General features: G+C 69.4%; 11 protein-coding genes. 5 read left to right on the top strand and 6 right to left on the bottom strand.

Annotation, left to right across the window (positions count from 1 at the left end):
* The first annotated feature begins 228 nt into the window (after window positions 1-228).
* Window positions 229-1,317, top strand: a complete 1,089-nt coding sequence (locus J2S43_RS38390; protein ID WP_306837887.1) for a uroporphyrinogen-III synthase — start codon at window positions 229-231, stop codon at window positions 1,315-1,317.
* Between the two features lie 81 nt (window positions 1,318-1,398).
* A complete protein-coding gene (locus J2S43_RS38385; protein WP_306837885.1) occupies window positions 1,399-2,619 on the top strand; it encodes an alpha/beta hydrolase in 1,221 nt (406 codons plus the stop codon).
* A gap of 381 nt (window positions 2,620-3,000) precedes the next feature.
* Here the strand turns inward: J2S43_RS38385 and J2S43_RS38380 are convergent, their stop codons facing one another.
* The 4 genes from J2S43_RS38380 to J2S43_RS38365 form a co-directional block, all read right to left on the bottom strand.
* Window positions 3,001-3,621: a GTP-binding protein gene (locus J2S43_RS38380; protein WP_306837883.1), complete on the bottom strand. Its 621-nt coding sequence runs from the start codon at window positions 3,619-3,621 to the stop codon at window positions 3,001-3,003.
* A complete protein-coding gene (locus J2S43_RS38375; RefSeq protein ID WP_306837881.1) occupies window positions 3,602-3,964 on the bottom strand; it encodes a DUF742 domain-containing protein in 363 nt (120 codons plus the stop codon). The genes J2S43_RS38380 and J2S43_RS38375 overlap by 20 nt, the downstream gene beginning before the upstream one ends.
* An 80-nt stretch (window positions 3,965-4,044) precedes the next feature.
* Entirely contained in the window at window positions 4,045-4,458 is a 414-nt protein-coding gene (locus tag J2S43_RS38370) for a roadblock/LC7 domain-containing protein (RefSeq protein ID WP_306837879.1), read from the bottom strand.
* Complete coding sequence (locus J2S43_RS38365) at window positions 4,455-7,631, bottom strand: nitrate- and nitrite sensing domain-containing protein (RefSeq protein ID WP_370881712.1); 3,177 nt, start codon at window positions 7,629-7,631, stop codon at window positions 4,455-4,457. The genes J2S43_RS38370 and J2S43_RS38365 overlap by 4 nt, the downstream gene beginning before the upstream one ends.
* A 421-nt stretch (window positions 7,632-8,052) precedes the next feature.
* Here J2S43_RS38365 and J2S43_RS38360 point away from each other — a divergent pair, with 421 nt between their 5' ends.
* The gene (locus tag J2S43_RS38360) at window positions 8,053-9,216 is read left to right on the top strand and encodes an ABC transporter substrate-binding protein (protein ID WP_306837875.1); all 1,164 of its coding nucleotides are present in this window, start codon (window positions 8,053-8,055) and stop codon (window positions 9,214-9,216) included.
* Between the two features lie 74 nt (window positions 9,217-9,290).
* On the opposite strand, the gene J2S43_RS38355 is transcribed toward J2S43_RS38360, so the two are convergent.
* Window positions 9,291-10,085: an ABC transporter permease gene (locus J2S43_RS38355; protein ID WP_306837873.1), complete on the bottom strand. Its 795-nt coding sequence runs from the start codon at window positions 10,083-10,085 to the stop codon at window positions 9,291-9,293.
* Window positions 10,086-10,223: 138 nt separating this feature from the next.
* On the opposite strand from J2S43_RS38355, the gene J2S43_RS38350 reads away from it, so the two are divergent.
* Complete coding sequence (locus J2S43_RS38350) at window positions 10,224-10,994, top strand: ABC transporter ATP-binding protein (protein ID WP_306837871.1); 771 nt, start codon at window positions 10,224-10,226, stop codon at window positions 10,992-10,994.
* 69 nt (window positions 10,995-11,063) lie between these two features.
* Here J2S43_RS38350 and J2S43_RS38345 read toward each other — a convergent pair whose 3' ends face one another.
* Window positions 11,064-11,969 carry an ABC transporter substrate-binding protein gene (locus J2S43_RS38345; protein ID WP_306837870.1) on the bottom strand — a complete coding sequence of 302 codons (906 nt, stop codon included), beginning with the start codon at window positions 11,967-11,969 and terminating at the stop codon, window positions 11,064-11,066.
* A gap of 365 nt (window positions 11,970-12,334) precedes the next feature.
* On the opposite strand from J2S43_RS38345, the gene J2S43_RS38340 reads away from it, so the two are divergent.
* The gene (locus tag J2S43_RS38340) at window positions 12,335-13,267 is read left to right on the top strand and encodes a TIGR03560 family F420-dependent LLM class oxidoreductase (protein ID WP_306837868.1); all 933 of its coding nucleotides are present in this window, start codon (window positions 12,335-12,337) and stop codon (window positions 13,265-13,267) included.
* The last annotated feature ends 27 nt before the right edge of the window (window positions 13,268-13,294 follow it).

Raw genomic sequence — 13,294 nt, 5'->3', positions numbered from 1 at the left:
GTTCGGCACCCGGCGAGCGCGGTTCTCTGCCGAACCGCCCCGCCGGCACAGAGGAGCCGCGGCGCGGACCGGCCGGAGGCACGGTCGATAAGCGCAGGCGTGACGTGGGAGCGGGTCGACGCCGAGGACGGCGTGTTCGTCGCGTGCCCGTCGGTGGACCGGCCGGAACCGCCGCGGCTCCTCGCCCACTGATCTACTCAGGGAGTGCGCCCGTGACCCCCTCCGCAGATGTCTGACGAGCTCAGCGGCTTCACGATCGGGGTCACCGCCGACCGGCGCCGGGACGAGCTGGCGTCCCTGCTGGAGCGGCGCGGGGCCCGTGTCGTGCTCGCGCCCGCGCTCCGCATCGTCCCGATCGCCGACGACACCGAGCTCCGCGCCGCGACCCGCGCCTGCCTGGACACCCCGCCGGACATCGTGATGGCGAACACGGGCATCGGCATGCGCGGCTGGCTGGAGGCGGCCGAGGGCTGGGGGCTCGGCGAACCGCTCCGAGCCGTGCTGGCCGGCGCGTACACGGTCGCCCGCGGTCCCAAGGCACGCGGTGCCATCCGCGCCGCCGGCCTGCACGACCAGTGGTCGCCCGACTCGGAGAGCTGCGAGGAGGTCGTCGAGCACCTCAAGGAGTACGGCGTCGCCGGCAAGACCATCGCGATGCAGCTACACGGCGACCGCCAGCCCGAGTGCTCCGACGCGCTGGAGGCGGCCGGCGCCCGGGTGATCGAGGTCCCGGTCTACCGCTGGGCCCCGCCGACCGATCCGGCCCCACTGCACCGCCTCGTCGACCTGATCGCCAGCCGGCTCGTCGACGCGGTCACGTTCACCTCGGCCCCGGCCGTCAGCGCGCTGCTGCGCGCCGCCGGGCCGTCCGCCGACTCGGTCCTCGAAGCGATGCGCAACGACGTGCTGGCGGCCTGCGTGGGGCCGGTCACCGCCGCTCCGCTGCGCCGCCACGACGTCCCGGTCATCGCACCGGCCCGGGCCCGCCTCGGCGCCATGGTCCGCACGCTCGTCGACGAGCTTCCCCAGCGCGCGCTCAACCTCAAGATCGGCAGCCACGTCCTCACCCTCCGCGGTCACGCCGCGGTCATCGACGGCGAGCTCAAGCCGTTGGCCCCGGCGCCGATGGCGGTCCTGCGCGCGCTGGCGGCGACGCCCGGTCGCGTCCTGTCCCGCGCCGCGCTGCTGCGCACGCTCCCGCGCGGCGCGGACGAGCACGCGGTCGAGATGGCGGTGGCCCGGCTGCGCGCCGGTCTCGGCACGCCGGGAGTGGTGCAGACCGTGGTCAAGCGCGGCTACCGGCTCCCGGTCGACTGAGCCACCGGTACAGCCTGCTGTACCTGAATCGACCAGCTGACTGGATCGTCGCCCGGCGACGCCGCGCATAGCGTCGTCTGCATGACTACTGGCTGGAAGTACCGCAGACTGACCGTCGCGCTCACCGCCACCGCGGTGCTCGCCGGGGGTGTGGGCGTCGCCGGCGCGGGCGTCCTGGACAGCACGCCGCCGTCCGCCTCCGCGGCCGCGCAGTCCGGGTGGAACGGCATCACGCGTGAGCAGGTGCAGATCGACTTCGGCGAGGGCTGGGTCACCAAGGCCGAACTCACCTATCCGAGCCGGGCCAAGGGCCGCCTGCCGCTGGTCGTCATGCTGCACGGCAGCGGGCGCAACGACATGAACCAGACGCTGCCGGACGGCGGCGGTGCGACGTTCGTGCCGCTCGCCCAGGGCGCGAGCCGAGAGGGCTTCGCGACGCTCCGCTTCAACAAGCGCGGGGTCACCGACGTGGGACCGGTGGAGAGCACCGACCCGGCGCAGCTGAACCCGGAGAACCCGTACGAGCGGATCCAGCAGGACGCCGCCGCCGCCATCCGGTTCGGCGCCGCGTCGAAGCGGATCGACCCGAACAAGATCTTCCTGCTCGGACACAGCGAGGGTACGAACGTGGCCGCCAACCTCTCGGCCGACCCGGACGCGTTCGGCATCCCGAAGCCGGCCGGCGTGATCGCGATGGGCGTGGTCGGCAAGGACATCCGGACGCTGCTGACGCTGCAGCTCTTCGGCCGGCAGCTGCTCCAGCTGCACGACGAGTTCGACATGGACGCCGACGGGCGGCTGACCGCGCTGGAGGCGACCGACGGCCTGGCCGGGCAGCCTGCGGAGGTGGCCGACCAGTTCCGCGCGATCCTGCTGGACGGCGACAAGGTGCTGGCGAGCACGGACACGGACGGGGACGGGCAGATCGCGATCGACGCCGAGGCCGGTGCGGTGCTGCGCGAGGCCAGTGGCATCGACGACTATCCGAACGTGCCCGGCCTGGAGGACCTGCAGGACTACGTGACCGACATCGCGCGCTTCCCGACGGTGACCGAGGCGCTGCCGCGGTTCGCCGGCCCGACGCTGCTGCTCAACGGCGAGAACGACCTGCAGACGCCGGCCCGCGCCGCGATCGCCGCGGACGCGGCCGTGGGTGCGGCCGGCAACCCGGACCACACGATCATCATCTACCCGGGCATGGCGCACACCATGAACATCACCCCGAAGTTCACCCCGGAGTTCCGCGACCCGGACGCGCAGGTCGTCACGGACATCCGCGCGTGGCTCAAGTCGCACCGCTGACCGACACCACCTCATGATCAGGGCGTCCCCCATGTCGCTCCAACGACATGGGGACGCCCTGATCATGAGTGCGGCACCCACGACACGCTGATCACAGGGCACCCACGACACGCTGATCACAGGGCGGCCACCGATTCGGTGGCCGCCCTGCTCTTTGCCACACGGACACCGGCAGGGAGGAGCGCCAGCGACGACCGGTGCCCGCGGGAGCATGCGGGCCGCACCACGCCGGAAGCGGGAAAATGAATTGGCTCTGGCTCTGGCTCTGGCTCTGGCTCTGGCTGTGGATCTGGCTCTGGCTCTGGCTCTGGAACACATCTGGAATTGGCATTGAAAAGCGGCGGCGCGGACCTCCCGCGCCGCCGCTCTGTATGAAGAAGCTCAGCCGACGAGCTGCCCCTGGTCACGCTGCGCCCGCAGCATGATCATGGCGTGCTCGACGACCGTCACCAGAACATTCTTGGTCGACTCCCGCTCACGCGCGTCGCAGAGCACCAGAGGAACGTGGTTCGGGATGGCCAGGGCCTCCCGCACCTCCTCGATCTCGTACATCTGCGCGCCGTCGAAGCGGTTGAGTGCCACGACGTAGGGGAGCCTGCGGTTCTCGAAGTAGTCCAGCGGGGCGAACGCATCGGAGATGCGACGGGTGTCGACCAGAACGGCCGCTCCCACCGCACCCTTGATGATCTCGTCCCACATGAACCAGAAACGGGTCTGCCCGGGCGTGCCGAACAGGTACAGGATCAGGTCGTCGGCCATCGTGATGCGGCCGAAGTCCATCGCGACGGTGGTGGTGGCCTTACCCGGCACCTTCGACGGGTCGTCGATGCCGACGCCCGCCGCCGTCATGACGGCCTCCGTGGTCAGCGGAGTGATCTCTGAGACGGCGCCGACAAGAGTGGTCTTGCCGACGCCGAAGCCGCCGGCGATCACGATCTTGGCGGAGGTTATTTCTTTGCGCCGCTCCGGGCCCCCCGCTCGGTCAAAGCCTGCGAAGTCCACTTAGCACCCTTTCAAGGAGATCCATCCGCTCCTCATACGCTTCAACGGGAGCGGCACTGTGCAGGGTCAGCAGACCGTCGACAACCATGTCGGCGACGATGACGCGTGCGACGCCGAGCGGCAGGCGAGCGTACGCGGCGATCTCCGCCAGGGACATCGCATTGCTCTCACAGAGAGAGGCGATGCGGTGCTTGTCGTGTCCGGCGAAGCGCGCCTCCTGCACATTGGCGACGCTTGCCGTAAGGATCGCCTCGACGGCGATGTCTCGGCGCGCCTCTGTGCGGCCACGAGTGACCGCATACGGACGGACCAGTGACCCACGTGGATCATCCGGCTGCACCATGACGGTCACCTCCTAGTAGCGCACTGCCCCGTTATTCGAACCATCGATGATATTAACTGCTAACCGGCGTGGCCGGGGGGTCATACGGTGTGACCCACGGCCTCACGCGGAAGCGGGCGCAGAGCCGCACCGACCCGCTCCACGAGAAGCGCCATCTCGTAGCCGACCTGGCCCACGTCGCAGCTGCGCGCGGCCAGCACGGCCATCGAGCTTCCGTCCGAGATGGACATCAGGAACAGATACCCGCTGTCCATCTCGATGATCGTCTGCTGGACGCCGCCGCCGTGGAACATGCGGGCGGCGCCCTCGGTCAGGCTGACCACGCCAGAGGTGATCGCCGCCAGCTGGTCCGCCCGGTCGTGCGGGAGGTCCCGCGACGACGCGAGCAGCAGGCCGTCCGCTGACACGGCCACCACGTGGGCGATGCCGGCGACGCTGTCGGCGAAGTTGCTCAAAAGCCAACCCATGTCCTGCATCGCAGCTTGGCGGGTCATCCGTTGGTCTCCTTGGGGTTGGACTCGGCATCGCCGGCTTCGGCGCCGGCGCTCCGGCCGCGGTGCACACCACGGTGGTACGCGGACAGCAGGCCACGAACCTCGTCGGGGGTGCGACGAGCTCGTTCCGCGGGCTTCGTCTCGACACCGCCGGGGACCAGCTGCGCCTGCGGTTTCCGCTTCGGCAGGCCGGACCGGGTGGTGCCACTGGTCGCCGGCTTGGCGGCCTCCTGTGCGCGCTTCCAGCCGTCGTCGGCCGCGGTGCGCCAGGTGGCCTCGTCCGGCGTCGCCGACGGGGCTGCCGCCGGTGCCGGAACCGGGGCTGCGGGCGCGGCGGGCGCGCCGAATCCCGACGTCATCGGCGCCGGGTTCCCTCCGCTCGGCTGCGTGCTGGTCTCCGTGCCGTACGACGTCGCACGACTCTCGGACCGGCGGGGCGCGGCCGGCTCAGGAGAGCGCACCGGCAGCGCCGTGGTCTCGGCCGTCATCGCGGACGAGGCCGACGGGCTCGGCGTGCTGGTGCCACCGACCGGCGGCGGCGCGTAACCGGCCGTCGGCATGGACCAGACCGCGGTGTCCGCCTGGCCGTGCGTGCGGAACCAGACCGCTTCCATCTGCCGGAAGATCGGCGCCTCGGCCTGCTCGGCCGGGGCTCCACCGCGCTCGAACGGGGCCGTGCTGACCCCGCCCGCGGAGGCGGACATCGGGTGCACCGTGGCGGAGATGGTCTGCGCCTCGGGCGCCGAGGTGACCGGGGGCACGATCGGCGTCTGCACCGGAGCCGGCGGAGCCACCGGCGGCGGAGCGACCGGCGGCGCGGCGACCGGAGTCACCGAAGCCGGGGCGATCGCCGCCGGCTGGGTCTGCCGCTGGCTCGGGAACGCGGATCCGCCGATGGTCGGCAACTGCTGCGTGACACCCTGCTGCGGGTGCGGGCGCAGCGGGTTCTGCCCGGCGACCGGGAGTGCCTGCGTCGGAGTGCCCGCGTTGACCTGGAAGTCACGCGGCTGCTGCGGCGCGGGCTGCTGCCACTGCTCGGCCGGTTCGCGCGGCGGGGTGAGCGTGGCCGTCCGGGACGGGGTGAGCGACTCGCCCCAGGCGGGCGGGGAGCTGACCGGTGCCGACGGGCCCTGCTCGACGGCGAGCGGGCTGCGCGGACGCGGCAGAGCAGGCTCGCGCCCACGGGTGCGCGGTAGCACAACCACCCCGTGCGGCAATGTCACTTGCGCGACAGTACCACCCTCCACATTGGGCCTGAGTTCGACTCGAACCCCGTAACGGGAGGCGAGCCGGCCGACGACGGCCAGACCCATCAGGCGGAACGCGCCGACGTCCACGGTGGGCGGAGTGTCGAGCCGCTGGTTCAGCGACTCCATCTGCTCCTCGGTCATGCCGAGGCCGCGGTCCTCCACCTGGATCAGCACGTAGTCCCGGACGCGGCGGGCGTCCGCGACGACCACCGTGTTCGGCGGCGAGAAGCGGGTCGCGTTGTCGAGCAGCTCGGCGACGAGCCGGACGACGTCGTTGACCGCGTGCGCCGAGACCGAGATGTCGGTGTCGACCGTGCCGAACTCGATGCGGTTGTAGAGCTCGACCTCGGACTGCGAGGCCCGGAGCACGTCGATGAGGAGCGCGTCCTCACGCCGCGGCGGTGCGGAGTCCGCACCGGCGAGAACCAGCAGGTTCTCGTCGTTGCGGCGCATTCGGGTGGCGAGGTGGTCGAGCTGGAAGAGCTGGGCGAGGCGCTTGGGGTCCTCCTCACCTCGCTCGATCTTGTCCAGCTCACCGATCATGCGGTCGACCAGCGCCTGCGAGCGGCGGGCCAGGTTGAGGAACATCGCGGAGACGGAGGTACGGAGTGCGGCCTGCTCGGCCGCGATCCGGACCGCCTCGCGGTGCACCACGTTGAAGGCCTGGGCGACCTCACCGACCTCGTCACGCGTGTTGAGGCGGATCGGGTCGCGCAGCTCCTTGACGATCTCGTCCGCGCCGCCCTCACCGAGGCTGCGCACGTCGCGGAGCCGGGCGACCGCGTCGGGCAGGTCGTGGTTGGCCACCGTCATGGCACCCTCACGCAGTCGCCGGAGCGACGCGTTGAGCGAGCGGGCGAGCAGGAACGCCAGCGCGATGGCGACCGCGAGCGCGATGAGGACCGCCGCGATCTCGATGATCACCAGCTGGACGACCGCGCTCTGCTCCTCCTCCGCGTACCGGATGAGCTGCTGCTCGATGTCGACCTCGGCGTGCCGCATCAGGTTCGCGACCGCGCCGATGGCGGCGGACGCGGCGTCCGCGGTGATCTCCGGCCGCGCGGTCGAGCCGGCGGTCGTGATGATCGTGTTCGCCACCCGGTCGGCGAACGTGACCGCGTCACCGGTGATCGTGCTGGTGATCACGCCGCGCAGCGCCTCGTCGTCGGACGCCGTGACGGCGACCTGCGCCTCCTGCTGCTCGGCGAGCGTGGCGAGGAAGGACGCGAGCTGCTCCTTGCCGAGGTTCCGGTTGCCGAGCAGCGCGACGTACGCGACGGCCTGCTCCTCCGCGGTGGCGTTCTTCGCGTTCGAGAACGCGAAGGCGGTCCGCAGGGAGTCGGCGAGGTCACCCTCACCGGCGGTCTGGCTGATCACCTCCAGGTAGGCCATCAGGTCGTCCATCACCACGCCGTAGCGCAGGACCGCGGCCTGCGGGGTCGTCTTGGCCCCCGCCAGCACGTCCTGCCGGGTGGTGTCCAGCCGCTCGTCGATGTTGCTGTCGATCGTGTCCAGCCGGCTCTCGACGTTCTCCGGCAGGCCGGAGAGGTCGCGGCGGGACGCCTGGTAGGAAGCGATGCGCTGATCGGTCGCCGCGGTCGCGGCCGTGAACGCGTTCGACAGATCGGCGTTGTTCCCACCCGCGAGCAGGCGAGCGGCTGCCATCCGCTCGCCGTGCAGATCATGGGAGAGCGCCGACACGTCGAGGCTGAGCGCGGTCAACGACCGCACGAGGCCTGCGTCCGCGGCCCGGCTGGTGCTGTCCCAGAGCCGCATGCTTGCGAGCACGAGGATGGCTGCCACCGGGACCACGAGGATCATGGCGAGCTTTGTACGGATCCGGGCGTCGCGAAGGCGCGGCAGACCGGATCGACGCGCGGGACGCGCGAAGTTGCCCAAATTCGCTTTGGGGTGCGTGCTCACGAGACCTCCGTCGTTCTCGTCCACGCGCAACCCGCCTTCATGACGGCATGGGGGGTGGGGTTGTCACACGCGGCACGATCCGCGATTTCACCAGAAGCGGACCCGAATGGGAAGCCTCAGTGCGGCAGGAATCGGTCTCGACGGACCGATCAACCAACAACAGTCAGCGTGTGTGGAGTCGGTCTCACCGCGTTGAACTGCACGAATGACTGGGTGCGTGCTATTAATCACCGGAAAGTTATGTCAAATGGACACCCTCATCGCCCGCATCGTGGGACAACATGTCCACGAACGAGCATCCACCTCCGGCTTGACCAGTGGACCGAACGGTTGGCACAGTTCTCGCGTTTGCCGTCTCGTTCGCGGGACGGCAGTGAGCGCCGCGCAGCCGTCGCTGCGCCGCGAAGAGGAGGACTGACCCTTGAGGCCAACCCGCGCCATGCTCGCGGTGGTCACCTCGGCCGCTCTGCTGGGATCGGCCGCCGGATGCGATTCAGCGACCACTGAGGACACCGCAGCAACCATTCTGATCGCCGCTGATCTCGAGCTGACCGGTTCCGGCGCCTCGGTGGGCACCGCCTACAAGAACGCGCTGGAGCTGAAGAGAGATCAGCTCAACGCGGTTCCCGGTGGCCCGAGGATCGAGCTGGACATCAAAGACAACCGGTCGGACAGCAAACTGTCGGCTCAGAACATCACCCAGTTCGCCAACAACTCGAATGTTGCGGCGCTGATCACAGGGGCTTGCGCGGAGTGTGTGATCGACTCGCTTGAGACGATCACGGCGCGCAAGCTACCGACGGTCTCGCTGTCGCCGTCGTCCGATGTGGTGCTCCCGGTCACGGAACGTCAATTCATCTTCAAGCTGGCGTCCAATCCCGACCACAACGCGTCCGCACTGGTGTCCGAAATTGCGTCGTCCGATATTGATCGCTTCGCGCTGGTGACCACGACCGACCCGTACGGCGAGAACATGCGGGAGATGATTACCAACGAGGCCCGCAACGCGGACATGACCAAGGTCGGCGACCGGCCGATCGCGCCGGGCGACGCGGAGGTCGACACCTCGGTCGCGCAACTGGTGGCGCTGGCGCCGGACGCGCTGGTGGTGGGCGCTCTGCCGGAGCGCGCGCAGGAGGTCGCGGTCAGCGCCCGCAAGGCCGGCTTCGACGGCCCGATCTATTTCGACGCGGCCGCGGCCGGCGACCTGTTCCTGTCCGGCGAGGCCCAGAAGGCGTCGAACGGCGCGACGATGGTCTTCTCGCAGACGCTGACCATCGACGAGGTGATCGCGAACACGCCGGCCAAGGCCTCGCGTGCCGCGTGGTTCAGCGACTACACCTCGCGGTACGGCACGTACTACGGGCCGTCCTCGTTCGCCGCGGACGCGGTGCAGGTCATCGTGAACGGCGTGCAGCGAGCCGGCGGTACGAACGGCGACGCGCTGCGCCTCGCGATCGAGACCAGCCAGATGGACGGGATCACCGGCCCGATCCGCCTGACCCCGACCAACCACTCGGGCCTGATGCCGCAGGCGCTGGTGGTCCTGGTCGCGGACAGCGGCCGGTGGCACCTGAAGGCCTGATCCGCCGCGGCACGACCGCAGTACGACGAAGGGGGCCCGCCGGTCGGCGGGCCCCCCTCGCGTCGCCGGAAGGGCTAGCGGGAGGTCTCCCGGGCCCACGGCAGGAGCAGGCGCTCCAGCCAGACGATCACGTAGTACGACAGCACGCTCATCAGGCCGAGCAGGAAGATCCCGGCGAACGCCAGCGGCGTGTTCAGCTGCGACCGCGACGATGCGATCACGTAGCCGATGCCGTCGCCGCCACCGCCGATGAACTCACCCACCACCGCGCCGACGAAGGCCAGCGAGATGCCGAGCTTCAGGCCGGTGAAGAACTGCGGCAGCGCCCACGGCACGCGGACCTTCAGGAACGTCTTGGTGCGCGACGCGTCCATCGACTGGGTCAGCTCGATCAGGTCGGCCGGCACCGACTTGAGGCCGGCCATCGTGGACAGCACGATCGGGAAGAACGAGAGCAGCACCACGACCAGCACCTTCGGCTCGATACCGAAGCCGAACCACATCACCAGCATCGGCCCGATGGCGATCTTCGGGATGGCGTTGAAGGCCACCAGGATCGGGGAGATGGCCTGGTCCAGCACGCGCGAGCCGGCCAGCGACAGCGCCAGCAGCACGCCGATGACGATCGCGATGAAGAAGCCCAGCCAGACCTCCCACAGCGTCCACACGGACTGTTGGATCAGGTACTCGGCCCGCGAGCCGAAGATCACCTCGATCGCGAGCTCGGGGGACGGGACCACCGAGGTCGGCACGTCCCAGAGGCGGACCGCGCCGTACCAGGCGACCAGAATCAGCACGAAAGCGAACAACGGCAGAAGCACGCCGCCGACCTGCGGGCGCCGGAAACGCCCCACGGCCTGCGTGGTCATAAGAACTCCCTTGTAAAACTGAGGGGGGAAATTCGCGATCGCGGCAAATCATGAGATTTGACGCTATGTACGGAGCAATGATGCAGGGGCTAGCCTGTGCGCGCAGAGTGCTCGCCGATCGCACACAGGAGAGGGCAAATGATCCAGCTCAACAACGTCTCCCGGACGTTCCACGGACGCCGCGGCACCGTGGAGGCGCTGCGGGGCATCGACCTGCACATCCGCGAGGGCGAGTTCGTCGCGATCGTGGGCCGCTCCGGCTGCGGCAAGTCCACACTGCTCCGCCTGATCGCCGGGCTGCTCCCGGTGACCGACGGCAACATCGTGGTCGGCGGCACCGCCGTCACCAAGGCCCGGCGGGAGACCGCCATGCAGTTCCAGCGTCCCGCGCTACTGCCGTGGCGCACCGTGCTGGGCAACGTGCTGTTCCCGGTGGAGATCTTCGGCTGGCGGAGGAGCCAGCACGTCGAGCGGGCCCGCCAGTTGCTGGCCACCGTGGGCCTCGAGGGCTTCGAGAACACCATGCCGCACGAGCTCTCCGGCGGCATGCAGCAGCGCGTCTCGCTGTGCCGGTCGCTGATCCAGTCGCCCAAGGTGATGCTGATGGACGAGCCGTTCTCCGCGCTCGACGCGCTGACCCGTGAGGAGATGAGCGTCGAGCTGCAGCGCATCCACATGGAGGAGCGGACCACCACGGTCTTCGTCACCCACTCGATCGACGAGGCGGTGCTGCTGGCCGACCGCGTGATCGTGCTCAGCCCGCGGCCGGGCCGGATCAAGGAGATCGTCGAGATCGACGTTCCCCGCCCGCGATCGCTCGGCCCGAGCCGGCACCTGGAGACGCTGGCCGGCCACCAGGCCCGCCTGCACGAGCTGCTGATGCACAAGGACGAGCCGGTCGCCGCCTGACCTTTGTGGACAGATGATCGGCCGTGCCCCGCGAGGGACACGGCCGATCGTCGTCGCGACATCGCTCGGTCAGGCCTTCGGGGCCAGATCGACCTTCACGAAGTCGGCCGGGGTCTTGCCGGCCGGGATCGAACCCGCGCCCTCGAGGATCGCGATGACCTTGGCCACCCGGTCCGCGTCGACGACGCCCAGCTTCGGCGCGTCACCGATGGTGTACGGCTTCATGATGACCATCTCGGCCGCGGCGACCTCGACGTCGGTCTCCGGGACGGCCTTGGCCAGGATCTCCGCGGACTCCTGCGGGTTGTTGATCGAGTAGTCCATGCCCTTGAGCAGCGCGGTCGCGAACTTCTGCGCCATCTCCGGCTGCTCGGTCGCGATCTTGTCCGAGGTGAGCAGGAAGTGACCGTAGAGGTCGGTGATCACGTCGGAGAACGCGAGCGAGACCGCCTTGCGGGTGCCGCCGCCGGCCGCCTTCTCGATCAGCGGCTGACCCACGACGAACTGGCCGATCGCGTCGACCTTGCCGGTGCCCAGCGCCGGGCCGAGCGCGCCGGCCTCGGTCGGGATGATCTTCACCTTGGTGTGGTCGAAGCCGGCCAGCTGCGCGTACAGCGGGAACAGGATCGACGTGGTGGCGCCGTTCTGGTCGCCGAGCTTCTTGCCCTCGAGGTCCTTCGGCGTGGTGATGCCCTTGTCGTCGAGGGTCATGATGCCGACCATCGAGCGCTGCTGCACCGCGGCGACCGCGGTGATGCCCTCGGTCTTGCCGTTCGCCTTGGTCAGCATGTAACCGGTCGAGTCGACCGGCGCGAACTGGGCGGCGCCGGACTGCAGCGCGGTCATGTTCTCACCGGAGCCGGTGCCGACCTGGATGTCGACGTCGAGGCCGACCTCCTCGAAGAAGCCCTTCTCCTTAGCGACGTACGCGTAGCCCTCACGGCCGAACGTGTTGAACGCTGTTAGATACGTCACCTTCGTCAGCTCACCCGAGGCGCTGTCGCCTCCGGAGTCATCCGAACCGGTGCATCCGGCCACTGCCACCACTGCCATGGCAGCAACAGCCGCCGCGAGTCCGCGGAACGTCCTCATGGGATTCTTACCCTTCCTCCAGCCACCCTGGCTAGGCCATCTAGGTCAGGTGTGAGCGGGCCGGGCGGCCGTGGCATCAATATCGATCCCCCTGCCGACAACCCCCGGCGTAGCGGGCAACAGAGTACGAGACCCTGCGTTACCGGTCACCCCGCCCTCGCATTGCGAGACGGCAACGAATTGGACAGTGTTGGATTAACCACTTCTTAGGTGCGAGAACATCGAGATGAGGGCTAACCTCTGCGCCCATGCGAGTCTGCGTGTTCACCGAGCCACACCGTGGCGCCACATTCGACGAGATGCTGCGTGCGGCGCAGCACGCCGAGGCGGCCGGTTACGACGGCTTCTTCCGCGCGGACCACTTCATGCCGGTGCACAGGTCAGACGGCTTCCCCGGCCCGACGGACGCGTGGGTCACGCTCGGCGCGATCGCCCGGGAAACGCGCACGATCCGGCTAGGCACGCTGCTCACTTCGGCCACATTCCGTCACCCCGCGATTACAGCGATAACGGTGGCGCAGGTGGACGAGATGAGCAACGGACGCATCGACTTCGGTCTCGGCGCCGGATGGCTCGGCGCGGAACACACAGCGCTCGGTATTCCTTTCTTCACGCCGCGTGAAAGATTCGAGCGTCTCGACGAACAGCTCCAGATCATCACCGGGCTGTGGTCGACTCCCCGCGGAGAGCGCTTCTCCTTTGACGGCAAGCATTTCACCCTCGTCGACGCGCTCGCGTTGCCGAAGCCGGTGCAGACGCCCGGCCCGCCGGTGATCGTCGGCGGGCGCGGCCCGAAGAGCACGCCGCGCCTGGCCGCGCTCTACGCGGACGAGTACAACGTGCCGCCGTCGTCGGCCGAGAAGTGCGCCGAGCAGTACGCGCTGGCCCGGGAGGCGAGCGAGAAGCACGGCCGGACCAAGGCGCCGCTGGTCTTCTCCGCGAGCGTCGCGGTCGCGTGTGGACGGACGGACGCGGAGATCGCCGAGCGGCTCGCGCTGCTGGAGGAGCCGTCCATCCTGCCGCCCGAGCCGGTCATCTCCGGCACGCCGGCCCAGGTGGTCGAGAAGCTCTCCGCGTACGCCGAGGCCGGTGCCACGCGGCTCTACGTGCGGCTGCGCGACCAGTCCGACCTGGACCTGCTGGATCTCCTCGCCTCCGAGGTCATTCCACACCTTCCGTAACGATTCTTCCCCCCGTAACGTGCCCCA

This window comes from Catenuloplanes nepalensis (assembly GCF_030811575.1).
Taxonomy (GTDB): Bacteria; Actinomycetota; Actinomycetes; order Mycobacteriales; family Micromonosporaceae; genus Catenuloplanes; species Catenuloplanes nepalensis.
Note: the sequence above shows the minus strand (reverse complement) of the source record. Positions and strands in the feature narration are given on the sequence as shown.